The sequence below is a fragment of the Pradoshia sp. Z3_51 genome (genome assembly GCF_058215915.1).
Window position 1 is genome coordinate 356,529 of the sequence record NZ_JBZAJC010000002.1, and the last position, 26,268, is coordinate 382,796.

The window sequence follows — 26,268 nt, forward strand, 5'->3', positions numbered from 1 at the left end:
GAGGATATATGAAATGAGCGTATTTGTTAATAAAGATTCAAAAGTGATTGTACAAGGTATTACAGGATCTACAGCCCGTTTTCATACGAAGCAAATGTTAGAATACGGCACGAATATTGTGGGCGGTGTAACACCTGGTAAAGGCGGCGCTGAGGCTGAAGGTGTTCCTGTCTTCAATACCGTAATTGAAGCAAAAGAAGCAACAGGTGCCAATGTATCAGTTATCTATGTACCAGCTCCTTTTGCTGCAGATTCCATTCTTGAAGCAGTTGATGCAGAGCTTGATCTCGTCATCTGTATTACAGAGCATATCCCTGTATTGGACATGGTAAAAGTAAAACGTTATATGGAAGGGAAGAAAACACGTCTAATCGGGCCGAACTGTCCGGGCGTTATTACTCCTGAAGAATGTAAGGTAGGGATCATGCCTGGTTATATCCACAGAAAAGGGCATATTGGCGTTGTTTCTCGCTCGGGTACATTAACCTATGAAGCGGTGCATCAATTAACTCAGGCGGGCTTTGGACAGTCATCAGCAGTTGGTATTGGTGGCGACCCTGTCAATGGAACTGATTTCATCGACGTTTTAAAAGCTTTTAATGAAGATCCTGAAACGTATGCGGTGATTATGATCGGTGAAATAGGTGGTACAGCGGAAGAAGAAGCAGCCCAATGGGTGAAAGAAAATATGACAAAACCGGTTACCGGATTTATCGGAGGCCGTACTGCTCCTCCAGGGAAACGAATGGGCCATGCAGGCGCCATTATTTCCGGTGGAAAAGGAACAGCCGATGAGAAAATTCGTGTGTTGAATGAATGCGGTATAAAAGTGGCGGAAACTCCGGCTGTAATGGGTGAAACGATGCTAAGCGTATTAAAAGAAAAAGGGCTATACGATAAATGTAAAACGCATTAATAATAAGACAAGCCTCCCCTTATCCTTTTTAAGGGGAGCGTCTTTATATATTAAATATTAAGAGGTGAAGCTGTTATGGATGAATGGAAGAATAGGCTTGTGCACCTGGATCATTGTCGGGGTATGAGTTGGAAAGCTAAATTTCGCATATTGAAAGATGATCCGAACCTTCAGAAGATGTATGATCAGCCCTACCGTTATTGGGTGGAAACATTGGAGTTACCCTCGTCAAAAATCTCCTTATTCATGAAAGACCTCCACAATGAAGATCTTCAAAAAATGCCTTCTATATATGAGAAAAACCACATCCGTTGTATAACATTCCTCGATGACCTATATCCCGGACAACTTTCTGTTATTTATCAACAACCATGGATTTTATATTGCAAAGGAAATCTTGAACTCTTGCATAATTCAAGGATATTAGCCATAATAGGTAGCCGTGCCCCTACTGAATACGGAAAAAAGATGGTTAACTATCTAATTCCCGATTTAGTTAAGGCGGATGTATGTATTGCAAGTGGATTAGCAAGAGGGATCGATTCACATGCACAAATTAAAGCTCTCCAAAGCGGTGGAAAGGTTATAGCTGTTATTGGTGGTGGGCTTTTTAATATTTACCCAAAGGAAAATACAGCACTTGCTGAATTAATTATGAAAAATGGTGTAGTATTGTCTGAATATCCACCCATTATGAAACCGGAACCCTGGCATTTTCCTATGAGAAACAGAATTATTAGTGGTTTATCACGGGCGATACTAGTGGTAGAGGGAAAACAAAGAAGTGGGACATTTATCACAATCCAGCATGGATTAGAACAGGGTAAAGATATCTATGCGGTACCGGGAAGTGTGTTTTCTGAACTGTCTGCAGGTCCGCATGAACTGATTAAAGAGGGTGCCAAATTAATCAATCATGCGAATGACATTCTCTATGAGTGGTGACATTAAACAGAGCTTCGGGACATGATGGATGAAGATTACCATTTTGTTAGTTAGGCTATTTTAAAACTCTTTAAGTTGCAAAATTATAATTTCTGTTATACATTGTGCTTCAGACAAGGTTTTTTGGTCAGGGTAATTATTCAGATTATATTGATTGTTGTTAATAGTAAAAAAATCATTAGAACATACCATTGACAGAAGTAAATCTAAACCTTCATAATCATACATGCATGAATATAGAGAATGATACCCTCTTAAGGAGGAAAGAAATGGCGGATTATTTAGTTATAGTGGAATCGCCTGCTAAAGCGAAAACCATTGAAAAATATTTAGGAAAAAAATATAAAGTGAAAGCATCCATGGGCCATGTACGTGATTTACCGAAGAGCCAGATGGGTGTAGATTTTGAACACAATTATCAATTGAAATATATCACCATTCGCGGTAAAGGTGATGTACTAAAAGATTTAAAGACAGCCGCAAAAAAAGCTAAGAAAGTCTATCTCGCGGCTGACCCCGACAGAGAAGGGGAAGCAATCGCGTGGCATTTAGCTCATAGTCTCGGTGTGGATGTAAGCTCTGATTGCCGTGTCGTATTTAATGAAATAACAAAAGACGCAATTAAAGAGTCATTTAAACATCCAAGGCCTATTAAAATGAATCTGGTAGATGCACAGCAAGCGAGAAGAGTATTAGACCGTATTGTGGGATACAGCATAAGCCCAATTCTATGGAAAAAAATAAAAAAAGGCCTAAGTGCCGGACGTGTTCAATCCGTTGCTGTACGTCTAATTATCGATCGTGAAAAAGAAATAGCGGCATTTGAACCGGAAGAGTATTGGTCCATTAATGGATCGTTTCTGAAAGGCAAGAAGGATTTTGAAGCTAACTTTCAATCTTTGAATGGCAAGAAAGTTCCGTTGCAATCCAAAGACGATGTAAATAATATACTTTCAAAATTAAATGGAAACGAATTCTTAGTACAATCGGTAACGAAGAAGGAGCGAAAACGTAATCCAGCTCCTCCGTTTACAACATCATCCCTGCAACAGGAAGCAGCTCGTAAACTTAATTTCAGAGCAAAGAAAACCATGATGATTGCTCAGCAACTGTATGAAGGTATTGAGATTGGCAAAGAAGGAACTGTGGGTCTGATTACGTATATGAGAACGGACTCTACCAGGATTTCAGAAACTGCTCAAAAAGAAGCAAGCGGATGGATTACATCTCAGTTTGGGGAAGAGTACTTACCAAAGACCCAAAGGAAGGATAAGCAAACATCTGGAGCACAGGATGCCCATGAGGCAGTAAGGCCGACCGGGGTGATCAGGGAACCTTCTATGATGAAGCAATATCTCTCCAGGGACCAATACCGCTTATATAAATTAATATGGGAACGATTTGTTGCCAGCCAGATGGCGCCTGCCATTATGGACACGATGGCCGTAGATTTAAAAAACGGTGATGTCGTATTCAGAGCAAATGGGTCAAAAGTAAAATTTGCCGGTTTTATGAAAGTATATATTGAAGGCAATGATGATAATAATGAAGAAAAGGAAAATTTACTGCCAGATCTGAAAGAAGGGGATGTTGTATTTTCGAAGGACATCGAGTCAAATCAACATTTTACTCAGCCGCCTCCTCGTTATACAGAAGCAAGGCTGGTTAAAACCCTTGAGGAATTAGGCATTGGCAGACCATCAACCTATGCGCCAACACTTGACACTATCCAAAAGAGAGGCTATGTAGCTCTAGATAATAAGCGCTTTGTTCCGACAGAGCTTGGCGAGATTATTATTGAAGTTATGAGTGAATTCTTCCCTGACATCCTGGACGTAGAATTCACAGCTAAAATGGAAAACGAACTGGATAATGTAGAAGATGGTGAAGTTGAATGGGTTAATATTATCGATCATTTCTACAAAGAGTTCGAAAAGGATTTAGCCAAGGCTGAAGAAGAGATGAAAGAAATCGAAATAAAGGATGAACCAACAGGCGAATCATGTGAGGAATGTGGATCGGCGATGGTGTATAAAATGGGACGTTACGGAAAATTTGCTGCATGCAGTAATTTCCCGGATTGCCGGAATACCAAGCCGATTGTCAAAGAAATCGGTGTGAAATGTCCTAAATGTCATGAAGGCAATATCGTTGAACGAAAAAGCAAAAAACGCCGCATCTTTTATGGCTGTGATCGTTACCCGGCCTGTGAATTCATTTCTTGGGATAAGCCAATACAGCGACCTTGTCCAAAATGTCAAGGACCGTTAGTTGAGAAAAAACTTAAAAAAGGCATTCAAGTTACATGTCTTGATTGCAATTATAAGGAAGAACCACAAAGTTAAAGGAAGGAAGAGCTGAGGCTCTTCCTTCTTAAATCTCAATAAAATACGTGAAATATCCTGAAACTTTTTAATAACAGATACGTATGACTTATAAAACATATTGTTTTTAAATGTGTTACATGATATAACGATTTACGTAATAAATATAGCTGGAGGGTATACATAATGCAAAGAGTAATAGTAGTAGGTGCCGGATTAGCTGGCAGCGAAGCGGCCTGGCAATTGGCCGAGAGAGGCATACAGGTTGATTTATATGAGATGAGACCTGTGAAACAAACTCCGGCACATCATACAGATAAGTTCGCTGAATTGGTTTGCAGCAATTCTTTGCGAGCAAATACTTTAACCAATGCGGTTGGAGTATTGAAAGAGGAAATGCGTCAATTAAACTCACTTATTATTGATTCTGCAGATCACTGTTCTGTACCGGCTGGAGGAGCACTGGCTGTTGACCGCCATGAGTTTGCAGGCAGAGTAACAGAAACATTAAGAAATCATCCAAATGTAACGATTCATAATGAGGAATTAACGGAAATACCAAAAGATGAGATAACGATTATTGCGACGGGGCCTCTTACCAGTGAATTATTATCACGTGAAATCAGCCAATTAACAGGAGAGGACTATTTTTATTTTTATGATGCGGCTGCACCGATTATTGAAAAAGACAGTATTGATTTAGACAAAGTTTATTTGAAATCACGCTATGATAAAGGGGAAGCAGCTTATTTAAATTGCCCAATGACTGAAGAGGAATTTAATACTTTTTATGACGCGCTAATTGAAGCAGAAACTGTTCCGTTAAAAGAGTTTGAAAAGGAAATTTTCTTTGAAGGATGCATGCCTATTGAAGTGATGGCAAAGCGAGGAAAGAAAACCATGCTGTTTGGCCCGATGAAGCCGGTTGGCCTAGAAGATCCTAAAACGGGAAAACGACCGTATGCAGTTGTGCAGCTTCGTCAGGATGATGCAGCTGGAACATTGTATAATATTGTTGGCTTCCAAACTCATTTAAAATGGGGCCCGCAAAAAGAAGTGATTAGATTAATTCCAGGTCTGGAAAATGCTGAAATTGTAAGATATGGTGTTATGCACAGAAATACCTTTATCAATTCGCCTAAAGTGCTGGAAGCTACATATCAGCTAAAAGAAAAGCCTAATTTATTCTTCGCAGGTCAAATGACAGGTGTAGAGGGATATGTAGAATCGGCAGCGTCAGGCTTAATTGCAGGTATTAATGCAGCTCGGATGGCTTCAGGACAGGAACCATTAACCTTCCCTCAGGAAACAGCAATGGGAAGCATGGCTCACTATATCACCTCAACTAATTCCAAAAACTTCCAACCTATGAATGCTAATTTTGGCTTATTCCCGGATTTAGGAAGGAAAATTAAATCCAAACAAGAACGAGCTGAAGCTCACGCTGAACGTGCTTTACAAACAATTCGGAACTTTTTGAATAGTTTGTAAAATAATTGCAAGGGTTACTATTATATGTTAGTATTTAGTAGCCCTTGATAAGGAGTGACTTTTTTGAATAATGGAACTTCTTTAGAATTTTATATAAAGTATTTACAAATCGAAAAAAACTATTCAAAATATACTATTGCATATTACAAACAGGATTTAGAGGAATTTTTCTTGTTCATGAGTGAACAAGTTATTTCCAGTTTGAAAACAGTCACATATCCCGATGCTCGATTATATGTTACGAATCTCACTGAACGTAATTTGTCTAAAAGAAGTATCAGCAGAAAAATATCTTGCTTACGATCGTTTTATAAGTTTCTCATGAGGGAAAATATGGTGGATGAAAATCCATTTGCAATGCTTTCATTGCCAAAAAAGGAACAGAGGCTGCCTAGGTTTATGTATGAAGAAGAGATGGAAGCGATATTTTCAGCTATCGATCATACTTCTACTATAGGAAAGCGGGACTTGGCTATTTTAGAACTTTTGTATGCAACAGGTATGAGGGTAAGTGAATGTTGCAGTGTGGAACTGGGCGATATGGATTTTTCTCTTATGACTGTTCTTGCTCATGGGAAGGGGAAGAAGGATCGTTATATTCCTTTTGGCGAACATGCTAAAAAAGCATTGCAGGAATATATTGAAGGACCCAGAAATGAATTAATACAAAAATCTTCACAACAGCACGCGTTTCTGTTTGTTAACCAAAGAGGTAACCCTTTAACTCCAAGGGGTGTTCGGTATATTTTAACGAATATTATAGATAAAGCTTCCGTTAATAAACATCTATATCCACATATGCTGCGGCATAGTTTTGCAACACACCTATTAAATAGCGGTGCGGATATACGCTCTGTACAGGAACTTCTCGGTCATTCCTCCATACAGGCGACGCAGGTTTATACGCATGTCAGTAAGGAAAGACTAAGAGAGGTTTATAGAAACAGCCATCCGAGAGCTTAAAGATATTTGCCTTAATTTTAGTAAGGGAGAGTTGTATTATGGAACAATTTCATGCTACTACCATTTTTGCAGTGCAACATAATGGGGAATGTGCTATGGCTGGTGACGGTCAGGTAACAATGGGAAATGCCGTTGTAATGAAACACACTGCAAAAAAAGTGAGAAAATTATTTAATGGAAAAGTGTTAGCCGGTTTTGCAGGCTCAGTTGCGGACGCTTTTTCTTTATTTGAAATGTTCGAGAGTAAGTTACATGAATATAATGGAAACTTACAGCGTGCAGCGGTTGAACTTGCTAAATCCTGGAGAAGCGATAAAGTTTTACGTAAGCTTGAAGCTATGTTAATCGTAATGGATACGAATCATATGCTGCTGATTTCAGGTACCGGAGAAGTGATTGAGCCTGATGATGGTATATTGGCGATTGGTTCCGGTGGGAATTATGCGCTGGCCGCTGGACGTTCCTTGAAACGTTTTTCCGGTGAAAATATGACAGCCCGAGAAATTGCTCATGCTTCGTTAACAATTGCATCTGAAATTTGTGTATATACGAATTCTAATATTATTTTGGAAGAGCTATGAACAAAGGAGGGTCATAATGAAACAGGACAACAAAAATCTAACGCCGAGACAAATAGTTGAGAAATTGGATCAATACATAATTGGGCAAGCGGATGCTAAAAGAGCAGTCGCTATTGCATTAAGAAATAGGTATCGACGCGGTCTCTTAAAAGAAAACATGCGTGATGAGGTTGTACCGAAAAATATCCTTATGATTGGACCGACTGGTGTTGGGAAAACTGAGATAGCTCGTCGAATTGCTAAAATTGTTAAAGCCCCTTTTATTAAAGTGGAAGCAACAAAATTCACAGAAGTTGGCTATGTCGGACGTGATGTAGAAAGCATGGTGCGTGATTTAGCTGAAACTTCTGTTAGACTTGTAAAAGAAGAAAGAATGCTGGAAGTGAAGGATAAAGCATTAGAAAATGCTAACAATCGAATTGTAGAATTGTTAGTACCTTCAGGCAAAAAGTCGTCTTCCTTTAAAAATCCTTTTGAGATGATATTCGGCGGTTCAGGTGATACTTCCAATCCATCTGATCAAGATAATCAGGAAGATGAAAGAAATATATATGAAAAACGCAGATTAATCAAAGAGCGTTTATTAAAAGGTGAGTTAGAAGAAGAAGTAATTACTGTAGAGGTAGAAGAACAGCCTCCATCAATGTTCGATATGCTTCAGGGATCCGGTATGGAACAAATGGGTATGAATATGCAGGATGCATTCAGTAATCTAATGCCTAAAAAGCAGAAAAAACGAAAACTAGCTATTAAAGATGCACGTAAGGTATTGGCAAATGAAGAAGCGCAAAAATTGATTGATATGGATGAGGTAACACAGGTAGCTATTGAACGAGCTGAACAGACTGGTATCATCTTTATTGATGAAATCGATAAAATAGCGAGTAAGAGCGGCGGTGCCTCTTCAGCAGACGTATCGAGAGAGGGAGTCCAAAGAGATATTCTTCCTGTTGTTGAAGGTTCGACAGTCGTAACGAAATACGGTACTGTTAAAACGGATCACGTGTTATTTATTGCTGCAGGTGCTTTCCATATTGCAAAGCCTTCTGACCTTATTCCTGAACTGCAAGGTCGTTTTCCAATCAGAGTAGAACTTAAAAAATTATCTGTGGATGATTTTTATAAAGTGTTAATAGAACCTGACAATGCTTTGATTAAACAATATATAGCATTATTAGAAACAGAAGGTATAGAAATTGAATTTTCAGACGAAGCTATTCGTAGGATAGCCGAGGTTGCCTTTGAAGTGAACCAAAACACGGATAACATTGGAGCAAGAAGATTACATACTATTATGGAAAAGCTTTTAGAGGACCTATCATTTGAAGCTCCTGAAATTTCTATGGGGCATATTATGATTACCCCTAAGTATGTGGATGAAAAACTGGGCGCAATATCTAAAAATAAAGACTTAAGTGAGTTTATATTATAAGTAGTTTGATGTTTCAGATTATTGCTCAAGGGTACAACTAATTAGTTACATTTTACTCTTTTCCATTATCCTGTTCACTCAATAAACTTGATAAATATCCATAAAAGAAGACATTATAGGAGGAAGTAAACAATGGATTTACTGAATAAAACAAGAAAAATAAACTCGATGCTGCAACAAACAGGCGGAAAGCAAGTTAACTTTAAAGAAATGGCTGAAAGCTTAAGCGAAGTAATTCAGGCGAATATCTTCGTAGTTAGCCGCAGAGGAAAATTACTTGGTTTTCAAATAAACCAACAAATTGAAAATGAGCGTATGAAAAAAATGCTCGAAGATCGTCAATTTCCTGAAGAATATACAAATAATCTTTTCAATATTAAAGAAACATCTTCCAATCTTGATGTTGAAAGCGAATATACAGCTTTCCCTGTAGAAAACAAAGAGTTATTTAAATCAGGCTGGACTACAATTATTCCTATCGTAGGCGGCGGTGAGCGCCTTGGTACATTAATTCTATCCCGTGTAGAACAAAAATTCGCTGACGATGATTTGATTCTAGGTGAATACGGTGCTACTGTTGTTGGAATGGAAATTTTGCGTGAAAAGGCAGAAGAAATTGAAGAGGAAGCTAGAAGCAAGGCTGTTGTTCAAATGGCTATCAGTTCATTATCTTACAGTGAATTAGAAGCTATTGAGCATATCTTTGAAGAATTAAAAGGTAATGAAGGTTTATTAGTTGCTTCCAAAATAGCTGACCGAGTAGGAATTACGCGTTCTGTTATTGTTAACGCATTAAGAAAGTTAGAAAGTGCCGGTGTTATCGAATCTCGCTCTTTAGGTATGAAAGGTACTTATATCAAAGTATTGAATGCTAAATTCTTAAACGAGCTTGAAGGATTAAAACGCTAATACAGCAAATAGAAAGACCGAAGTCAAAAAGTGACTTCGGTTTTTTTGTTACTGGATAAAAGAAGTCGGTTGGACTTGTAATTAACATCAATACAATATCATTTAACGTAAGATGTTGATAGTAATTGTTATTGCACTCTTATTACTTAATAATGGGAAATCAATGAAGGGTTTTCAAACTTACTTTATTTACTTCTATTAGTAATGAAAAAAAACGAACTCCTAAAAATGGGTTCGTTTTTTTGTTAGTTGAAATTTGAACAAAATGTGAAAATAGCCAGGTAAATTCAAAAACTCTTGGTCAAAATAGGACTATTGTACTTATCATTTTATGTTAATTTTCTTTAATATAAATTATGACAAATAATTTATAAATGTGACTATTTTGTCTTATTTATACTTAAAATAAAGAAATATGTAATATTACTCTGTAAAATAATAGTGAATATAGTAGTATATTGGATATATGTTCAATATATAGAAGGATTTGTCGTAGAAAATGAATTAACTAATAGAGTAGGGAAAACTCTCTAAGTATGAAAGGGTGATAAAATGAAGCTTTTTTCCAACACAGTCAGCTTGCTTGAACAAGGGTTGAATTACTCGTCATTAAAATCAAAAGCTATCTCCCAAAATATTGCAAATGTCGACACGCCTAACTATAAAGCAAAAAATGTGAGTTTTAAATCTGAATTAGATCAAGCAGCACAAATAAATAATCAATCCTTTAAAACCGATAGCAGGCACTTTGAATTTAAGAAAACAGGAAGCAGTGCCATTCAAGTAACCAGTAACAGTCGGAATTACAATAGTACAGGAAACAGTGTGGATATGGATAGTGAAATGAGCGATTTGGCTACTAACCAAATCTATTACAATGCATTGATTGAACGGCTGAATGGCAATTTTCAAACATTAAAAAGTGTTATACAGGGAGGTAAGTAGGTATGGGTTTGTTCACTGGCATGAACATTACATCCAGTGCGTTAACAGCACAGCGACTGCGTATGGATGTGATTTCATCCAATATGGCCAACGCTGAAACAACAAGAGGCAAGTATGTTGATGGTGAATGGCAACCTTATCAAAGGAAATCAATTGAATTGCAAACAAAGGATAATGGGTTTTCTAATTTTTTGAATACAGCTATGAATAAAACAAATAATTCTTCTGTTGGTAATGGTGTTAGAGTTGCTGCGATTAAGGAAGATGTCAATATGGTTTACGACCCTGGCAATCAGGCAGCCAATGAAGCTGGTTATATCGAGGAGCCCGATTATAAACTGGTCTATGATCCAGCCCATGCAGATGCTGATCCAGACACGGGGTACGTTAAAATGCCCAATGTTGATCCATTGCGTGAGACAGTTGATTTAATCAGTGCAACAAGGTTATATGAAGCGAATATTACAGTATTCAATGCATCCAAAGGGATGATGATGAAAGCACTTGAAATAGGAAAATAAAATTAGGGGGCTATAAGGGATGGAACCAATTCAATTAAACAACTCTGTTTCTTCAATTTTTACTCAAACACTACCTAACTCACCCAATACTACACCATACGAATCTCAAAAATCTTTTGCGTCCGTCCTAAAGAAATCTATTGAAGAAATTAATACGACTCAGCAAGAATCAGCTACGATGACACAAAAATTAGCACTTGGTGAAAATGTTGATTTGCATAATGTAATGATTACATCCCAAAAAGCGAATATAACGCTGCAGGCGGCTATGGAAGTCCGCAATAAAGCAGTCGAAGCTTATCAGGAAATAATGAGAATGAGCATGTAGAAAAATAATATATGCATTGTCCCAACGAAATTAATATTCCCTACATATGACAGGGAAGTCTCTGTGGACGTTAATATTGATGCAAAAGCTAAGTTCGGGGGATCACGATGAAGGAAACGTTCATAAAAATTGGAAATCAAATAAAAGATTTTTGGAAGAGCCGTTCAAGTAAACAGAAAACACTCTATATCAGTATGATGGCTGCAGTAATACTAATTGCTGCAGCGGTTGTTTTTCTTACTTCAAGAACAACGCTCGTTCCTCTATATAGTGATCTTTCACCAACAGAAACTGGATCTATAAAAGAGAATCTGGATGGCAGAGGAATCACGTCGGAAATCGCTGATAATGGCAGTACGATACTAGTTCCAAGTGAAATGGCAGATACGTTGCTAGTTGAGCTTGCTGCAGAGGGTATTCCGAAGTCAGGAAGCATAGATTATTCATATTTCAGTGAAAATGCAAGCTTTGGTATGACTGATAATGAATTTAATGTCATTAAACAGGATGCTATGCAGAATGAAATAGCAGGCCTTATTAAAGGGATAGAAGGAGTTCAAGGTGCTGAGGTTATTCTCACCCTCCCTGATAAGGGGGTATTCGTTAGTGATACAAAAGAGGAGGCCTCGGCTTCCATAGTATTAAATACAAAGCCTGGACAGGAATTTGAAGAGAAGCAAATACAAGCCTTATATCATTTAGTATCAAAAAGCGTCCCAAATCTTCCTACAGATAATATCGTCATTATGAATCAATACTTTGAGTACTTTGATTTAAATAATAGTGGCAGCAATAGTACGGATAGTTTTGCATCCCAAAATGAAATAAAGAAAGAGATTGAGAAGGATATACAACGCAGAGTTCAAAGTATGCTTGGAACGATCATGGGTAACGATAAAGTTGTTGTTTCTGTAACAGCTGATGTGGATTTTACCCAAGAAAATAGAGAAGAAAATCTTGTGGAACCCGTGGATGAAGAGAATATGGAAGGCCTGACGATCAGTGCCCAAAAACTATCAGAGACCTATACAGGCGAAACAGGAGCAGAAGGCGGTACACCTGTTACTGAAGATCCTTCAGACTCACTGGGATCGCAGTATCTTGAAGGATCAAATGGAAATGGTGATTATGAGAAGACTGAGGAAACAGTAAACACAGAGGTTAACCGAATACGTAAAGAGATTAGTGAATCTCCATACAAAGTAAGAGATTTGGGGATTCAGGTTATGGTTGAACCACCTGATGCTAATGACACCAACTCTCTCCCAGAAGAAAGAATAACTGATATAAGAGATATTTTGGGGACGATTGTGCGAACAAGTATCGATAAATCAGAAAATGAAAATCCTCTAACAGATAATCAATTAGAGGGAAAAATTGCGATTTCCATCCAGCCATTTAATGGGAAAGTTACATTTGACGAACAGCAGGAAAACAGTACTCCGTGGTGGATTTATGTCATAGGCGGTGTATTATGTTTAGCGATTATTCTGCTTTTGATTTTTATTATCAAATCCAGAAAAAATAAAGAAATTGAGATAGAACAATATGAAGAACCGATCCCTCCTGTTTTGGTAGCCGATATTGAAGACGAAGCAGAATCAGAAGCCACTGTTAAAAGAAAGCAACTAGAAAAATTGGCGAAAGAAAAGCCTGATGAATTTGCGAAACTCTTAAGATCATGGATTACGGAAGACTAGGGGGTAAGAAGACATGTCTATCAGAGATAAAAAAAGTGGTCTAACGGGAAAACAAAAGGCTGCAGTCCTGCTCATTTCAATGGGGCCGGATGTATCTGCAAATGTTTATAAGCATTTATCGGAAGAGGAAATTGAAAAGCTGACCTTAGAAATTTCAGGCGTACGAAAGGTAGGCCCAAAAGAGAAGGAAGACATCGTAGATGAATTCCATACGATTGCGCTGGCACAGGATTACATTTCTCAGGGTGGAATTGGTTATGCCAAAACTGTATTAGAAAAAGCATTGGGCAGTGACCAGGCACAGGCCATTATCAATCGCTTAACATCATCTCTGCAGGTGAAGCCCTTTGATTTTGTTAGAAAAGCAGATCCAGGTCAAATTCTGAATTTTATACAGAATGAGCATCCTCAAACGATTGCCTTAATACTATCTTATTTGGAAGCGGGACAGGCAGGACAGATTTTATCAGAGCTTCCTCAGGATATGCAGGCAGATGTAGCAAAACGGATTGCCTTAATGGACAGCACCTCGCCTGAAATCATCAATGAGGTAGAACAAATTCTAGAACGAAAGCTATCTGCTACTGTTACGCAAGACTATACGCAAACCGGTGGAATTGAAGCCGTTGTAGAAGTGTTAAATGGCGTTGATCGTTCAACAGAAAGAACCATTTTGGATGCTTTAGAAATACAGGATTCTGAATTGGCTGAAGAAATTAAGAAACGAATGTTTGTATTCGAAGACATTGTCACCTTGGATAATAGAGCCATCCAAAGGGTGATTAAAGATGTAGAAAACGAAGATTTAATGCTGTCTCTTAAAGTCGCCAGTGAAGAGGTTAAGGAAATTGTTTATAAAAACATGTCCAAACGGATGGTCGATACATTTACAGAAGAGATGGAATTTATGGGACCGGTTCGTTTACGGGATGTAGAAGAAGCGCAGTCAAGAATTGTTGCGATTATTCGACGCCTTGAGGATGCCGGTGAAATCGTCCTAGCCCGTGGTGGGGGAGATGACATTATTGTCTAGAATTATAAAGTCCCATTATACAGAAACACATATGCAAGAGAAGAAAATAATCCAGATTAAAAAAATAATGAATGAACAGAATGAGTCCCTTTTTCAAGAAGAGTCAGTAGCTTCTGATCTAAATCGGCTCTTGATGGAAGCTAATCAAAAAGCTGAGGCAATTGTTTTAGAAGCTCAGAAACAGGCTGATCAAGTTTATCTAAAGATACAGGAAGAAGTAAAGCAATGGGATAAGGAAAAACAAATTCTCATTGAAGAGGCCAGACAGGAAGGGTATCTCATTGGCAAGGAACAGGGTGCTTCGGACTCAAAAAGAGAATATCAGCACATGCTGAACCTTGCACAAGAGACAATGAACCAAGCTAAAAAAGAATACCAATCTGTTGTGGAAAAGTCTGAGTTTACCATCCTCAACCTCGGAATAAAGGTAGCTGAAAAAATTATGAATCAGCACTTAGACGAAAATGAGGAAGATTATTTATTTATTGTGAAAAAAGCAATTAAGGAAGCGCGAGAATATAAAAATATTGAACTACATATTCCTCCGCTTCATTACTCTTTTGTCTTAACACATAAAAAAGAATTAATGACCTTATTTCCAAGAGAAACAGAGTTTTATATCTATCCGAATGATGAGTTAGAAGGAAATGGATGTGTAATTGAATCATCCAATGGACGTTTGGTAGCAAGTGTGGATGAACAGCTGGAACAAATCAGAATTAAGCTTCAGGAAATCCTTGAGGAGGACCTCTCATGAAAGTCTCTCAATTAATAGATCAAATTGATACTCTCGATACGTTTAAGAGATATGGGCGAATTAAAAGAGTGGTAGGTCTTATGATTGAGTCTCAGGGGCCGGCCAGCTCAATTGGAGATGTATGCTTGATCCATACCGGCAAAAAGAACAAGGTAAAGGCTGAAGTAGTAGGATTCCGGGATGAGATTGTCATTTTAATGCCCTATAGTGTTGTAAGTGAGATAGCACCCGGCTCTATTGTCGAGGCGACTCGTAAACCGCTCGAGATCAAAGTAGGAACAGGTTTAATAGGCAAGGCACTTGATGCTATCGGAAACCCACTTGATGGAGGGTCACTTCCATACGGTTTATCCTCTACAGCAACGGAGCAGGATCCTCCAAATCCAATGTCACGTCCGCCCATTAATGAGGGAATTGAAACAGGTGTCCGCATGATTGATAGTTTACTAACGGTTGGAAAAGGTCAGAGGGTTGGAATTTTCGCGGGAAGCGGAGTAGGAAAGAGCACATTATTAGGAATGATTGCCAGGAATACGACAGCTGATTTAAATGTGATAGCTCTTGTTGGTGAACGTGGGAGAGAAGTCCGAGAATTTATCGAAAGAGATTTAGGTCCTCTTGGATTAAAAAGATCTATAGTAGTTGTGGCCACATCAGATCAGCCGCCCTTAATGAGAATAAAGGCTGCTTATACGGCAACAGCCATAGCTGAGTTTTTTCGCGATCGGGGGATGAATGTCATGCTGATGATGGACTCGGTTACAAGGATTGCTATGGCACAGAGAGAATTGGGTCTGGCTGTTGGGGAACCGCCGACAACTAAAGGGTATACTCCATCTGTCTTCAGTATTCTGCCAAGATTGCTAGAGAGAACTGGAACGAACAGTAAGGGAACGATTACAGCCTTTTATACGGTATTGGTAGATGGTGATGATATGAATGAACCTATTGCTGATACAGTACGTGGGATATTAGATGGACATTTTGTTTTAGACAGAGACCTTGCTAATAAGGGACAGTTTCCAGCAATCAATATTTTAAAAAGTATCAGCAGAATAATGGCTCATATTATAGAACCGGCTCATGCTAAAGCAGCTGAAAAGGTACGACAATCCTTAGCTGCTTATCTGGAAGCAGAAGATTTAATTAATATTGGTGCCTATAAAAAGGGCTCCAACCCAATCATTGATGAAGCTATTACTAAATATCCTGCAATCATTGAGTATTTAAAACAGGATGTAAATGAAAAAGTGACGAAACAGCAAAGTATCGAACAACTGCACTTATTAGTAGAGATGGGTGGATGATTCAATGCACTATCAGTATAAATTCGAAAAAATATTAACGATAAAAGAAAAAGAAAAGAATGATTCAGAGTCAAAATATACAGAAGCTGTAAAAGAGTTTGAATCAGAAGCCGAAAATCTCTATCAAGTGCTGAAAAAGAAAGAAGAGTTATTGGATTCACAATCTGAACAATTAAAACAGGGATTGTCCGTACAGCAGGTCAGATATAATCAGCATTTTTTGGATAATCATGAAAAGATGATTGCCCATTATCAAAAGCGTGTGATGGATACACGATCTAAAATGCACTTTTATCACCAGCTTCTGATAGAAAGCAATGTAGAGGTTAAAAAATACGAGAAAATCAAAGAGAAAGATTTTCAAAGATATTTTAATACAATGAAATACGAAGAAAATCGGCAAATGGATGAAATATCTATTCAACAATATATGAGCCGTTCATGATGGAGGCGTAGTAGTTGGATCGTATGGAAGAAAAGGAAAACAAAGGATTTAGTAAACTGAATTTGTTCCTTACTATATTGATTGTTCTGATATTCATAGCTGGAATTCTGGTAATCACCGTAACTTTCTCAGGTAAAAGTATAGGGGAACAAGCTGGAAAACTTGCTGAAAATATTCCCTTTTTAGGTGAGAGTGAGGAAAAGGCAGAAAAACAGACAAATCAAACAAATCAAGCGGACTATGTGAAAGAAATTGCTAGTCTTAAGTCAGAGCTTAAGGATAAAGAGAAAGAAATGGAAAGTCTTGAAAAATTGCTGGATAACAAGGAGATTGAACTCAAGCGCAGTCAGTTATCCGTAGAGCAACTGGAACAGACGATTTCAGAACTAGATCAAAAAAAAGAACAAAACTCAAGATCCTCAAAAGATATCATTGATACCTATGAGAAAATGGCGCCCAAACAGGCGGCCTTAATAGTAGCAGAAATGAATGAGAAAGAAGCGGTGAAAATCCTATCCTCTATTACTACAGAAGCCTTGGCTGACATTATGGAAAAGATGGAAGCTAAAAAAGCTGCCGTATTAATGGAAAAAATCTCGGCCGAGAAAAGTAATGGTGCCGAGGATTCTTAAGGGGAAAGCAGAAAGATTGAAAGGAGGTGAATAAATGAATCAGATGGGTGTATTGCCTAACAACCAATATGTAAAAACAACTGCTTTACCTAATGACCAAGTGCAAATAAATAAAAAATCTCAGGATAAATCTTTTCATAAAATGCTCCAAGATGAAAAGAGCTTGGACAAAGCAGAGAAAACAGAGGATCCAGTATATGAAATACTGCATGATGGAGTTGAAGTAGATGATACTTTGAGTTTCCTGGAAAAAGAGGGACTTGAAGAGTTGGAAGGAGCATTTGAGCTGTTAAATATGCTGCTAGCCAATAACCAGGAAGCTCTTCCAGAATCAGAGTTTATTCAACAGCTTCTGGGTGAAAATCCTTCTGAAGCAATTAAAGAGGCATTAAGGAATTTATTAGATTCAAAGGATACATTTAAGGAGATCGATTTTACTCAATTGCCTCCTGTTGAAGATGATATTGAAACACTTAATGGCATATTAACTAATGGGTTAGCAAAACCATTTGAAGGTTTAACAAATGATCAAAGAAATGCATTTCTTACTCTGTTGAATTTCGGAAAATTGGTTGTGATGAGCCATAAGCATACGTTCAATCAAAAAGGAGCAGAAAATGTTGGTCAATTAGATGCTCTTTTAATGAACTGGAAATACAAATTGACAGCCTTGGATGAAACAAAAAAAACAATTCTGTCTGATGTAAAAAACAATCCTGCTTCATTAAGAGATATAGGCATGAACACATACAATCTGCAATCTAAAACCTATTCATTAAACTTTAAAAATGGTGGTTCCATTGTCGGATTCAATCCTATGTCTGCTAAAAGTGCAGATATTCCGTTAAACCAAACAGTGATGATTGGAGACCTTCAGTTACAAACACAGCAGCAGAGTCCTGTCTTGACCCTTGAAAAAGGTGGACAAGCAGTAGGTGCAGATGAATTCATTAAATCATTTGAATCTCTCTTATCTAAAGCGAATTTTACTAACCAAAATGGTGTTCAAAGATTATTTGTTCGATTGACACCGGAGAACCTGGGTACCTTGCAAATTGAATTAATACAAAAAGACGGCCAGCTGGTAGCCAAAATTATTGCCAATACACAAAAAGGAAAAGAGCTATTAGAATCTCAGATTCAAGGACTAAGAGTTTCATTGGCTGCACAGGGAATTGATTTCGACGAAATAGACCTAGAACAATCACAGGATACGCACTTCCAGGAAGAATCTCCTTCGGAAGAGAGAAGAAATCAGCATGAACATCAAGAAGATCAAAATGTTAGGGATCATGATGAAGAATTATTTTCAGGATTTTCAAGTGTTCTGGAAGAATCAATCATTAATCAGGAAATATAGGAGGAGTCATTTTGACAACGATTGATACAAGTCTTTTATATAGTTCCTTACAGAATCAAACGAGGGAAGTAAAAAATAACCTGGATAAGGATGATTTTCTGAAATTATTGCTGACACAGCTACAAAATCAGGATCCAACCAGTCCAATGGACGATACGGACTTTATAGCGCAAATGGCAACCTTCTCAAGTCTTGAGCAAATGACGAATATGAATACGACGTTAGAGAGCTTTGTGAACTCACAAAATCAAAATCTATTAATCACCTATTCGCAGTTTGTGGGGCAGGAAGTGACCTATCATAAACTGGCCAACCCAGATAACGAAGGTGGGGACACGGAGGTTGTGGAAGGAAAGGGTGTTGTGAAATCCATCCAATTTGTTGATGAGAGTGTGAAATTTATTCTAGAAGACGGGACTGTATTAGAGCCTGCAAATATTTCTTCCATAAATCAGCTATCAGAGGGCAATAATCTTGCCGAAGCGAGTCGTCTAATAGGGAAACAAGTGACTTGGCTGGATGATAAAGGGGAAGAACACACGGCAGAAGTATCTTCGGTCTTTCAAAGAGACGGAAAAGTTAAACTAGAGGTGAATGATGAAGCGAAAACCTCTCTGCTTCTCAATCAGTTGATTAAAGTAGGATAAAGATAAGAGGCGAAGTCAATGGATCAAAAAATTATATTCAGGCCACAAGTGCCAATTGCCAATCCACTTAAAGGTGCGCAAAAAAACCAAATGAAAAGTGGAAATGATTCTTTTGAAAGCTTTCTTAGGCCTGAACTGGACGCTGCAAATAAAGGTATTACAATCAGCAAGCATGCCCAACAGCGCATCCAACAACGAAATTTACAGATAGATGAACATCAATGGGGCCAGCTGGAAGTAAAATTGGCTGAAGCAAGGCGCAAGGGTTTAAATGATTCATTGGTGTTGATGGATCATGCAGCCCTCATTGTAAATGCAAAAAATAATACGGTCATTACTGCAATGGATAGAGACGAAGCGGGAGCCCAAATTTTCACAAATATTAATGGGGCAATCATTTTAAAATAAAAACTGGATGGCTGGACCTCATGAGAGGAAGCCAGGCTGTTGATCGACTGATACAGCCAAGCTGAAAGGGGAAAAATAATAATATGTTACGTTCCATGTATTCTGGCATTAGCGGATTAAAAAACTTCCAAACAAAATTGGATGTAATCGGTAATAACATCGCAAATGTGAACACATATGGCTTTAAAAAAGGCAGGGTTACATTTAAAGATACTATGAGCCAAACTGTTTCGGGTGCCAGCGGAGCCACTGCTGATAAGGGCGGTACGAATGCTATTCAGGTAGGCCTCGGAAGCTCACTGGCTTCGATTGATAATATTGATACACAGGGAAGTGCCCAAACGACGAATCGAACACTGGATTTTTCTATTGAAGGTGATGGATATTTCGTAGTTAAAAATGGAAATCAACAATTATATACACGTGCAGGGAATTTTTATTTAGATCAGGATGGGGCACTTGTGACAAGTGAAGGATTTAAGGTTCTAGATATAGACGAACAGGAGATCACTATCCCGCAAAATATAGTCAGCTTCAGTATTGGACAGGGCGGCGAAATAACGGGTGTCGATGCAAATGGAGCTAGTGACACTATAGCAACAATTGGAGTAGCTAAATTCACTAACCCGGCCGGATTAACGAAGGCGGGTAATAATACATTTCAAGCATCTGCAAATTCTGGGGTACTCGACATAGGAACAGCAGACACCGAAGGTAGAGGGAAACTGACATCAGGTCGACTTGAAATGTCAAATGTGGATTTATCTGAAGAATTTACAGATATGATTGTGGCACAGCGTGGTTTTCAGGCTAATACCCGCATTATCACAACATCTGATGAAATCCTTCAGGAATTAGTTAATTTGAAAAGGTAATGGTAAAGGAGGCAGGGGCTAAAGAAATCCTTTAGCCCTCCAAATTATGATACAGGTAACCAAATTGAACGGAAAAAAATACTTTTTAAATGCATTATTCATAGAGTCTGTAGAAGCAAATCCAGATACGACTATAACACTTACCAATGGAAAAAAGTTAATCGTCGCAACTGAGGAAAGAGAACTTATACAGATGATTAATCATTTTTATCGCAGCATAAACGTTTTAGGACATCAGCAGAACCGGGAGGATACCGATGAAGAATAAATTAATACTTTTATTTTTGTCAGCTATTTCTTTGCTGGGGATCATCGCGGTTGTTGTGTTAATGAATTACACAGGCGACTCTGCAGATAAAGAACCGAGTATTGATGAGGTTATTAAATATTCTGTTGAAATACCGGAAATTACGACTAACTTAACGGATAATACGTTAATTCGAGTAACGTATATGATGGAAACAGACGGTAAAAAGGCAAAAGAGGAATTAGAAAAAAGAATTTTCCAAGTAAATGACATTGTCATTAAAGAATTATCTGAGATGAAAGCTGAACAACTGAATGATAAAAAGGGCAAACTGGAATTTGAAAATAAACTTAAGGAACAAGTGAATGAGTTGATGCAGGAAGGTAAGGTTATTCAAGTTTATACTACCTCGTCTATTCTCCAATAAAAAGCGACGGACATAAAAGTATCTGAAACTACGGAGGTGATTCGATTGTCTGGCGAGGTTTTATCACAGAATGAAATTGATGCATTATTATCTGCCCTCTCAACAGGTGAAATGGATGCAGATGAATTGAAAAAGGAAGAGAATGAAAGAAAAGTAAGAGTTTATGATTTTAAAAGAGCTTTACGGTTTTCGAAAGACCAAATTCGAAATTTAACAAGAATACATGAGAATTTTGCTCGTTTACTGACCACTTATTTTTCAGCGCAGTTACGCACGTATGTCAATATCAATGTTGCGACAGCTGATCAGCTTCCGTATGAAGAATTTATACGTTCAATTCCTAAAATGACAATTATGAATGTTTTTGAGGTTCCTCCTTTAGATGGACGAATCTTGATGGAAGTTAATCCGATTATCGCTTATACCATGCTCGATCGTGTATTAGGCGGCAGAGGTTCAAGTCTTAATAAAGTTGAGAGCCTCACAGAGATAGAAACCAAAATTATGTCCAATCTTTTTGAACGTGCATTTGAGAATCTAAAGGAAGCGTGGGCTAACATAGCCGATATAAACCCGGAGCTATCAGAGTTTGAGGTTAATCCACAATTCTTACAGATGGTTTCCCCAAATGATACGGTGGTTGTAATTTCATTAAATATTACAATCGGTGAAGTTAGCGGGATGATAAATATATGTATACCGCATGTAGTATTAGAGCCTATTATTCCTAATTTATCTGTACATTATTGGATGCATACAAACAAAAAGAAAAGAGAACCAAATGAAGTACAAGCGATAGAACAACAAGTTCGAACAGCAGAGTTACCCCTGATTGCTCAATTGGGAACTGCTGATATTTTAATCCAAGACTTCTTAAATCTAACTGTGGGGGATGTTATTGAATTAGGTCAGCCAATAGACAGCCCAATCGTGTTGTCCATAGGAGATGTTCCTAAATTCCTTGGACAGGCAGGAAAGGTAAATAAGAAGATAGGCATTCAAATATTGGAGAACTTGAAAGGGGGAAGCTTAGAATGATGAACAATGAAAGACTTACTCAGGAAGAAATTGATGCATTATTAGATAGTTCTAATCAGGAAGTGTTTCCTGCTTCACCAGCGATAGGTGATTATTTTTCATCAATGGAACAGGATGCTCTTGGTGAAATTGGCAATATATCATTTGGAAGCTCAGCAACTGCTTTATCTATACTATTAAATCACAAAGTGGATATTACGACACCTTGCGTTTCTATAGTTGCCAGTGAAAAATTAGTGGAAGAATTTCCACAGCCATATGTAGCCATTCAGGTGGAATATACAGATGGTTTTATTGGTTCTAATTTGTTGGTCATAAAGCAGACAGATGCTGCTATTATTGCTGACCTCATGCTGGGTGGAGATGGGCATTCTCCAGCTGAGGATTTATCTGAGATTCATCTAAGCGCTGTACAGGAAGCGATGAATCAAATGATGGGTTCTGCTGCAACCTCCATGTCGACTGTTTTTAATAAGCGTGTAGATATCTCGCCTCCATCCATAGAGCTTATAGATTTAATGGAAGGCTCTGGACATGATGTTTTTCCAAAAGCTGATTTGCTTGTGAAAGTGTCTTTTAGATTAACGATAGGGAACTTAATAGATTCCTATATCATGCAATTATTGCCTGCGCATTTTGCCAGAAGTTTAGTAGATGAATTGATGAAGAAAACTTCTCCTGAGATGGGAGAGACAATTAAACAGAATCAACCAGCTGCCTATTCCATGAGTGGAGTGGAACCAACTGTGAGAACCAGTAATGAGAGAGTAGCTAAAACGGCATCTGATCAATCGTATCAAGCGGAGCACATCAACGACGCACTGTTGGGAGATAAAACAGAGATAAATATGCAAAGCAATCAATATCTAGGAACGAATTCTGCTCCCTATAGCCAGCCGGTTCAGGTACAGCCTGCCACGTTTTCTGAATTTGAGCACACGCAGCGGTTAGATGAAAAAGAGGTTAATAACCTCAATATGTTATTGGATATTCCTTTGCAGGTAACCGTAGAACTGGGAAGAACGAATCGGTCCGTCAAAGAAATTCTTGAGCTATCATCAGGATCTATTATTGAATTGGATAAATTAGCCGGTGAACCGGTCGATATTTTGGTGAATAAGCGTTTGATTGCCAAAGGAGAAGTCGTTGTAATTGATGAAAATTTTGGTGTTCGGGTTACAGATATTATTAGCCGAACTGACCGTCTGAAAAAATTAAAGTAAGCTGGGGGAAGAAAGAATGTCACACAAAATTTTAGTAGTCGATGATGCTGCATTTATGAGAATGATGATTAAAGATATCCTGGTTAAGAATGGATATGATGTTGTGGGAGAAGGAGCGGATGGTCATCAGGCTATTGAGCTATATAAAGAAACAAATCCTGATTTGGTCACAATGGATATTACGATGCCAGATATGGACGGAATTACAGCATTAAAAGAAATACGCAAAATCAATCCAAATGCCAAGGTTATTATGTGTTCGGCAATGGGTCAGCAGGCAATGGTTATTGATGCTATTCAGGCAGGTGCAAAGGATTTTATTGTAAAACCTTTTGCAGCTGACCGAGTTTTGGAGGCAATCAGCAAAGCTTTATCGTAAAGAGGGGAAGTAAACGTGCAACGGATGCCAAGCTATATAAAGGTTATTCTTTTCTTCATTTTGTGTTTTGCCATTACTGCACCATTCAAAGAAATTGCAGTAAATGCAGCGCCAGACAATGGCAGCCAAAGTGTGGACAGTTATTACAATACTAAAGATCGTAAGACAGAGACAGGGGATATCGACCAGACCAATAATAACAGTATCTCTGATTCAGCTGAAAATGAGACAAATGACATTGGAATTACAATTGGAGATATCTTTAGAATGGTATTCGCCCTACTATTTGTTGCTGGATTAATGTACATTCTTCTGCGCGTCATTAATAAAAAGAATCGTGGATATCAGCACGGCCAAACTATTGAAAACCTGGGAGGGACTCCGTTAGGTGGAAATCGCTCTGTCCAGATGGTAAGGGTTGGGGAGAAAATCTACATTGTAGGTGTTGGAGACTCGGTTCAATTACTCAATGTGATTGATGATAAGGAAGAATACAGCAAGCTAATTGAAGAACATAATCAGAAATTAGAAACTCAGATTGCCTCAATGGACCTTGCAGGCAAGCTCATTGATAAATGGAAAATAAAAACTTCCAGGCAAACGGAGAAGTCGTTCAAAAGTCAATTTAATGAACAGTTGAAACAACTAAAGGAAGACCGCAAACAGATTACAAAAGAAATAAGCAAGAAAGGAACACACCGAGATGAATGACTTAATGACTCTCTTTAGCAGTGGGGATGCCGATACCGTTTCTACATCAGTTAAGCTGCTCCTGTTATTAACGGTTCTTTCTCTTGCACCAAGCATTTTAATTTTAATGACCTGTTTTACAAGAATTGTTATTGTTCTGGGCTTTGTAAGGACAGTTTTATCGACACAGCAAATGCCCCCTACACAAGTGTTGATCGGATTATCGCTCTTCATTACATTTTTTGTAATGGCACCGGTTTTATCTGAAGTGAATGATGAGGCGCTTCAACCGCTTTTTAAGGATGAAATAAAGCTGGAAGAAGCATATGAAAAGGCAGCAGGGCCCTTTAAGGAGTTTATGAGTAAACATACAAGGCAAAAGGATTTACAGCTATTCCTGGAATATTCTAATGCGGATACACCTGAATCAATTGAAGATATTTCTTTAACTACGCTGGTACCTGCATTCGCGATCAGTGAAATGAAAACAGCCTTTCAAATTGGCTTCATGATTTTTATCCCATTTCTGGTGATAGACATGATTGTGGCGAGTGTTCTAATGTCCATGGGTATGATGATGCTACCGCCGGTCATGATCTCATTACCCTTTAAAATCTTACTGTTTGTGATGGTCGATGGATGGTATTTAGTTGTTAAATCTTTATTACAAAGTTTTTAGGCAGGTGAGAGAAAGATGACATCAGAAGCAGTAATTTCGTTGGCTGAAAAGGGGATTTATACTGTATTAATCATAAGTGCTCCCTTACTGATCCTAGCTCTTGGGATTGGTTTAATTGTCAGTATTTTTCAGGCGACCACACAAATCCAGGAGCAAACGTTAGCTTTTATTCCGAAAATCGTCGCTGTTTTGTTGGGCATTGTATTTTTTGGGCCATGGATGCTGAGTAAAATGCTCTCTTACACGGCTGACATTTTTAATAATCTAACGAAGTTTGTAGGATAGGCTATGGAAGAGATTGTTCCCAAATTTAGTGTATACTTATTGATTTTTGTACGTCTTGCATCCTTTTTTATTACAATGCCTATCTTTTCATATAGAACGATTCCTGCACAGCATCGCTTAGGAATCAGTGCTCTGCTCGCCTGGATTATGTATTATACGGTATCTTCTCCAGTCTTTGAAATTGACGGTTTATATCTTTTATTGGTGTTAAAAGAAGCCTTAGTCGGATTAATGATTGGCTTTTTTGCGTATATGATGTTCTCAGCTGTTCAAACAGCCGGAGGATTCATTGATTTTCAGATGGGCTTTTCAATGGCTAATGTCATTGATCCGCAGACAGGGGTTCAAAGTCCCTTAATGGGTCAATATCTTTATACATTTGCACTCCTTTTTTTGCTGGCGATTGACGGACATCATTTGTTATTGGACGGAATTTTTTACAGCTATGAATTCATCCCTTTGTCAACAGATTTTCTTCCGTTTGGAAATGAGCAAATCCTCACATTGATGATTCAATTCTTTACACAGTCATTTATCATTGCTTTTCAAATGTCTATCCCAATTGTTGGAAGTTTATTTTTGGTAGATATAGCACTAGGTATTGTAGCAAGAACGGTGCCGCAAATGAATATATTTGTTATTGGTTTTCCAATCAAAATATTTGTCAGTTTAATTTTGTTAACTATTACGATGGGAACCATCTTACTTCTGGTAAAAGGGCTTTTGAATACAACATTAGAAGGAATGCGTTCGCTTATGCATCTGCTTGGAGGAAGTTAGA

Annotated in this window: 30 protein-coding genes; all 30 read left to right on the plus strand. The window is 38.1% G+C overall.

All coding sequences use genetic code 11. The features are described 5' to 3' along the window. Positions 1 to 13: 13 nt before the first annotated feature. The 30 genes from sucD to fliR all read left to right on the plus strand — a co-directional run bounded on the left by sucD (position 14) and on the right by fliR (position 26,267). Positions 14 to 916 carry a succinate--CoA ligase subunit alpha gene (gene sucD, locus AC4BHA_RS05365; RefSeq protein WP_066100471.1) on the plus strand — a complete coding sequence of 301 codons (903 nt, stop codon included), beginning with the start codon at positions 14 to 16 and terminating at the stop codon, positions 914 to 916. 75 nt (positions 917 to 991) lie between these two features. Next, the gene (gene dprA, locus AC4BHA_RS05370) at positions 992 to 1,861 is read left to right on the plus strand and encodes a DNA-processing protein DprA (RefSeq protein ID WP_066100468.1); all 870 of its coding nucleotides are present in this window, start codon (positions 992 to 994) and stop codon (positions 1,859 to 1,861) included. Positions 1,862 to 2,130: 269 nt separating this feature from the next. Next, positions 2,131 to 4,206: a type I DNA topoisomerase gene (gene topA / locus AC4BHA_RS05375; RefSeq protein ID WP_066100462.1), complete on the plus strand. Its 2,076-nt coding sequence runs from the start codon at positions 2,131 to 2,133 to the stop codon at positions 4,204 to 4,206. Positions 4,207 to 4,371: 165 nt separating this feature from the next. Continuing rightward, entirely contained in the window at positions 4,372 to 5,676 is a 1,305-nt protein-coding gene (gene trmFO, locus AC4BHA_RS05380) for an FADH(2)-oxidizing methylenetetrahydrofolate--tRNA-(uracil(54)-C(5))-methyltransferase TrmFO (protein WP_139891257.1), read from the plus strand. A 63-nt stretch (positions 5,677 to 5,739) separates the two neighbouring features. Beyond that, positions 5,740 to 6,639: a tyrosine recombinase XerC gene (xerC, locus tag AC4BHA_RS05385; protein WP_490558253.1), complete on the plus strand. Its 900-nt coding sequence runs from the start codon at positions 5,740 to 5,742 to the stop codon at positions 6,637 to 6,639. Between the two features lie 38 nt (positions 6,640 to 6,677). Continuing rightward, positions 6,678 to 7,220, plus strand: coding sequence for an ATP-dependent protease subunit HslV (hslV, locus tag AC4BHA_RS05390; protein WP_140461265.1), 543 nt, complete (start codon positions 6,678 to 6,680; stop codon positions 7,218 to 7,220). Between the two features lie 16 nt (positions 7,221 to 7,236). Continuing rightward, positions 7,237 to 8,652, plus strand: a complete 1,416-nt coding sequence (hslU, locus tag AC4BHA_RS05395; RefSeq protein ID WP_140461266.1) for an ATP-dependent protease ATPase subunit HslU — start codon at positions 7,237 to 7,239, stop codon at positions 8,650 to 8,652. A 132-nt stretch (positions 8,653 to 8,784) separates the two neighbouring features. Continuing rightward, on the plus strand, positions 8,785 to 9,561 hold the full coding sequence (codY, locus tag AC4BHA_RS05400; RefSeq protein ID WP_066100446.1) for a GTP-sensing pleiotropic transcriptional regulator CodY: 777 nt from the start codon (positions 8,785 to 8,787) through the stop codon (positions 9,559 to 9,561). 552 nt (positions 9,562 to 10,113) lie between these two features. Continuing rightward, positions 10,114 to 10,506 (plus strand): flagellar basal body rod protein FlgB, encoded by a 393-nt coding sequence (flgB, locus tag AC4BHA_RS05405; RefSeq protein ID WP_066100443.1) that lies wholly within the window; start codon positions 10,114 to 10,116, stop codon positions 10,504 to 10,506. 2 nt (positions 10,507 to 10,508) lie between these two features. Further along, positions 10,509 to 11,027 (plus strand): flagellar basal body rod protein FlgC, encoded by a 519-nt coding sequence (locus tag AC4BHA_RS05410; protein ID WP_490558254.1) that lies wholly within the window; start codon positions 10,509 to 10,511, stop codon positions 11,025 to 11,027. 19 nt (positions 11,028 to 11,046) lie between these two features. Beyond that, entirely contained in the window at positions 11,047 to 11,355 is a 309-nt protein-coding gene (gene fliE, locus AC4BHA_RS05415) for a flagellar hook-basal body complex protein FliE (RefSeq protein WP_490558255.1), read from the plus strand. A 107-nt stretch (positions 11,356 to 11,462) separates the two neighbouring features. Then, positions 11,463 to 13,055 (plus strand): flagellar basal-body MS-ring/collar protein FliF, encoded by a 1,593-nt coding sequence (gene fliF / locus AC4BHA_RS05420; protein ID WP_490558256.1) that lies wholly within the window; start codon positions 11,463 to 11,465, stop codon positions 13,053 to 13,055. Between the two features lie 13 nt (positions 13,056 to 13,068). Beyond that, on the plus strand, positions 13,069 to 14,088 hold the full coding sequence (gene fliG / locus AC4BHA_RS05425) for a flagellar motor switch protein FliG (RefSeq protein ID WP_490558257.1): 1,020 nt from the start codon (positions 13,069 to 13,071) through the stop codon (positions 14,086 to 14,088). Continuing rightward, the gene (gene fliH, locus AC4BHA_RS05430) at positions 14,081 to 14,845 is read left to right on the plus strand and encodes a flagellar assembly protein FliH (RefSeq protein ID WP_490558258.1); all 765 of its coding nucleotides are present in this window, start codon (positions 14,081 to 14,083) and stop codon (positions 14,843 to 14,845) included. Before fliG ends, fliH begins: the two co-directional genes overlap by 8 nt. Then, positions 14,842 to 16,152, plus strand: a complete 1,311-nt coding sequence (gene fliI, locus AC4BHA_RS05435) for a flagellar protein export ATPase FliI (RefSeq protein WP_139891251.1) — start codon at positions 14,842 to 14,844, stop codon at positions 16,150 to 16,152. The genes fliH and fliI overlap by 4 nt, the downstream gene beginning before the upstream one ends. A gap of 4 nt (positions 16,153 to 16,156) precedes the next feature. Beyond that, positions 16,157 to 16,597, plus strand: a complete 441-nt coding sequence (gene fliJ, locus AC4BHA_RS05440; RefSeq protein WP_139891250.1) for a flagellar export protein FliJ — start codon at positions 16,157 to 16,159, stop codon at positions 16,595 to 16,597. 14 nt (positions 16,598 to 16,611) lie between these two features. Then, positions 16,612 to 17,229, plus strand: a complete 618-nt coding sequence (locus tag AC4BHA_RS05445; protein WP_490558259.1) for a MotE family protein — start codon at positions 16,612 to 16,614, stop codon at positions 17,227 to 17,229. Between the two features lie 34 nt (positions 17,230 to 17,263). Further along, complete coding sequence (locus AC4BHA_RS05450; RefSeq protein ID WP_490558260.1) at positions 17,264 to 18,589, plus strand: flagellar hook-length control protein FliK; 1,326 nt, start codon at positions 17,264 to 17,266, stop codon at positions 18,587 to 18,589. An 11-nt stretch (positions 18,590 to 18,600) separates the two neighbouring features. Then, a complete protein-coding gene (gene flgD, locus AC4BHA_RS05455; RefSeq protein ID WP_225983672.1) occupies positions 18,601 to 19,236 on the plus strand; it encodes a flagellar hook assembly protein FlgD in 636 nt (211 codons plus the stop codon). Positions 19,237 to 19,254: 18 nt separating this feature from the next. Continuing rightward, on the plus strand, positions 19,255 to 19,644 hold the full coding sequence (locus AC4BHA_RS05460; RefSeq protein WP_139891246.1) for a TIGR02530 family flagellar biosynthesis protein: 390 nt from the start codon (positions 19,255 to 19,257) through the stop codon (positions 19,642 to 19,644). A gap of 83 nt (positions 19,645 to 19,727) precedes the next feature. After that, complete coding sequence (flgG, locus tag AC4BHA_RS05465; protein ID WP_140461272.1) at positions 19,728 to 20,519, plus strand: flagellar basal body rod protein FlgG; 792 nt, start codon at positions 19,728 to 19,730, stop codon at positions 20,517 to 20,519. Positions 20,520 to 20,565: 46 nt separating this feature from the next. Next, entirely contained in the window at positions 20,566 to 20,787 is a 222-nt protein-coding gene (locus AC4BHA_RS05470) for a flagellar FlbD family protein (RefSeq protein WP_139891244.1), read from the plus strand. Continuing rightward, a complete protein-coding gene (fliL, locus tag AC4BHA_RS05475; protein WP_139891243.1) occupies positions 20,777 to 21,193 on the plus strand; it encodes a flagellar basal body-associated protein FliL in 417 nt (138 codons plus the stop codon). The genes AC4BHA_RS05470 and fliL overlap by 11 nt, the downstream gene beginning before the upstream one ends. Before the next feature lie 45 nt (positions 21,194 to 21,238). Beyond that, the gene (gene fliM, locus AC4BHA_RS05480) at positions 21,239 to 22,231 is read left to right on the plus strand and encodes a flagellar motor switch protein FliM (RefSeq protein WP_139891242.1); all 993 of its coding nucleotides are present in this window, start codon (positions 21,239 to 21,241) and stop codon (positions 22,229 to 22,231) included. Continuing rightward, positions 22,228 to 23,454 carry a flagellar motor switch phosphatase FliY gene (gene fliY / locus AC4BHA_RS05485; protein ID WP_490558261.1) on the plus strand — a complete coding sequence of 409 codons (1,227 nt, stop codon included), beginning with the start codon at positions 22,228 to 22,230 and terminating at the stop codon, positions 23,452 to 23,454. Before fliM ends, fliY begins: the two co-directional genes overlap by 4 nt. A gap of 16 nt (positions 23,455 to 23,470) precedes the next feature. Then, positions 23,471 to 23,833, plus strand: coding sequence for a response regulator (locus tag AC4BHA_RS05490; RefSeq protein WP_139891240.1), 363 nt, complete (start codon positions 23,471 to 23,473; stop codon positions 23,831 to 23,833). 24 nt (positions 23,834 to 23,857) lie between these two features. Then, positions 23,858 to 24,544: a flagellar biosynthetic protein FliO gene (locus tag AC4BHA_RS05495; RefSeq protein ID WP_490552005.1), complete on the plus strand. Its 687-nt coding sequence runs from the start codon at positions 23,858 to 23,860 to the stop codon at positions 24,542 to 24,544. Then, positions 24,537 to 25,202 (plus strand): flagellar type III secretion system pore protein FliP, encoded by a 666-nt coding sequence (gene fliP, locus AC4BHA_RS05500; RefSeq protein ID WP_490558262.1) that lies wholly within the window; start codon positions 24,537 to 24,539, stop codon positions 25,200 to 25,202. The genes AC4BHA_RS05495 and fliP overlap by 8 nt, the downstream gene beginning before the upstream one ends. Before the next feature lie 15 nt (positions 25,203 to 25,217). After that, positions 25,218 to 25,487 carry a flagellar biosynthesis protein FliQ gene (gene fliQ, locus AC4BHA_RS05505; RefSeq protein WP_066100423.1) on the plus strand — a complete coding sequence of 90 codons (270 nt, stop codon included), beginning with the start codon at positions 25,218 to 25,220 and terminating at the stop codon, positions 25,485 to 25,487. Positions 25,488 to 25,490: 3 nt separating this feature from the next. Further along, positions 25,491 to 26,267 carry a flagellar biosynthetic protein FliR gene (gene fliR, locus AC4BHA_RS05510; protein ID WP_490558263.1) on the plus strand — a complete coding sequence of 259 codons (777 nt, stop codon included), beginning with the start codon at positions 25,491 to 25,493 and terminating at the stop codon, positions 26,265 to 26,267. Position 26,268 lies beyond the last annotated feature (1 nt).

Bases quoted from the DNA above. Each gene is read 5' to 3' on its own strand.
- sucD (WP_066100471.1), top strand. From the start codon at position 14: ATGAGCGTATTTGTTAATAAAGATTCAAAAGTGATTGTACAAGGTATT.
- dprA (WP_066100468.1), top strand. From the start codon at position 992: ATGGATGAATGGAAGAATAGGCTTGTGCACCTGGATCATTGTCGGGGT.
- topA (WP_066100462.1), top strand. From the start codon at position 2,131: ATGGCGGATTATTTAGTTATAGTGGAATCGCCTGCTAAAGCGAAAACC.
- trmFO (WP_139891257.1), top strand. From the start codon at position 4,372: ATGCAAAGAGTAATAGTAGTAGGTGCCGGATTAGCTGGCAGCGAAGCG.
- hslV (WP_140461265.1), top strand. From the start codon at position 6,678: ATGGAACAATTTCATGCTACTACCATTTTTGCAGTGCAACATAATGGG.
- hslU (WP_140461266.1), top strand. From the start codon at position 7,237: ATGAAACAGGACAACAAAAATCTAACGCCGAGACAAATAGTTGAGAAA.
- codY (WP_066100446.1), top strand. From the start codon at position 8,785: ATGGATTTACTGAATAAAACAAGAAAAATAAACTCGATGCTGCAACAA.
- flgB (WP_066100443.1), top strand. From the start codon at position 10,114: ATGAAGCTTTTTTCCAACACAGTCAGCTTGCTTGAACAAGGGTTGAAT.
- AC4BHA_RS05410 (WP_490558254.1), top strand. From the start codon at position 10,509: ATGGGTTTGTTCACTGGCATGAACATTACATCCAGTGCGTTAACAGCA.
- fliE (WP_490558255.1), top strand. From the start codon at position 11,047: ATGGAACCAATTCAATTAAACAACTCTGTTTCTTCAATTTTTACTCAA.
- fliF (WP_490558256.1), top strand. From the start codon at position 11,463: ATGAAGGAAACGTTCATAAAAATTGGAAATCAAATAAAAGATTTTTGG.
- fliG (WP_490558257.1), top strand. From the start codon at position 13,069: ATGTCTATCAGAGATAAAAAAAGTGGTCTAACGGGAAAACAAAAGGCT.
- fliI (WP_139891251.1), top strand. From the start codon at position 14,842: ATGAAAGTCTCTCAATTAATAGATCAAATTGATACTCTCGATACGTTT.
- fliJ (WP_139891250.1), top strand. From the start codon at position 16,157: ATGCACTATCAGTATAAATTCGAAAAAATATTAACGATAAAAGAAAAA.
- AC4BHA_RS05450 (WP_490558260.1), top strand. From the start codon at position 17,264: ATGAATCAGATGGGTGTATTGCCTAACAACCAATATGTAAAAACAACT.
- AC4BHA_RS05460 (WP_139891246.1), top strand. From the start codon at position 19,255: ATGGATCAAAAAATTATATTCAGGCCACAAGTGCCAATTGCCAATCCA.
- flgG (WP_140461272.1), top strand. From the start codon at position 19,728: ATGTTACGTTCCATGTATTCTGGCATTAGCGGATTAAAAAACTTCCAA.
- AC4BHA_RS05470 (WP_139891244.1), top strand. From the start codon at position 20,566: ATGATACAGGTAACCAAATTGAACGGAAAAAAATACTTTTTAAATGCA.
- fliL (WP_139891243.1), top strand. From the start codon at position 20,777: ATGAAGAATAAATTAATACTTTTATTTTTGTCAGCTATTTCTTTGCTG.
- fliY (WP_490558261.1), top strand. From the start codon at position 22,228: ATGATGAACAATGAAAGACTTACTCAGGAAGAAATTGATGCATTATTA.
- AC4BHA_RS05490 (WP_139891240.1), top strand. From the start codon at position 23,471: ATGTCACACAAAATTTTAGTAGTCGATGATGCTGCATTTATGAGAATG.
- AC4BHA_RS05495 (WP_490552005.1), top strand. From the start codon at position 23,858: ATGCCAAGCTATATAAAGGTTATTCTTTTCTTCATTTTGTGTTTTGCC.
- fliP (WP_490558262.1), top strand. From the start codon at position 24,537: ATGAATGACTTAATGACTCTCTTTAGCAGTGGGGATGCCGATACCGTT.
- fliQ (WP_066100423.1), top strand. From the start codon at position 25,218: ATGACATCAGAAGCAGTAATTTCGTTGGCTGAAAAGGGGATTTATACT.
- fliR (WP_490558263.1), top strand. From the start codon at position 25,491: ATGGAAGAGATTGTTCCCAAATTTAGTGTATACTTATTGATTTTTGTA.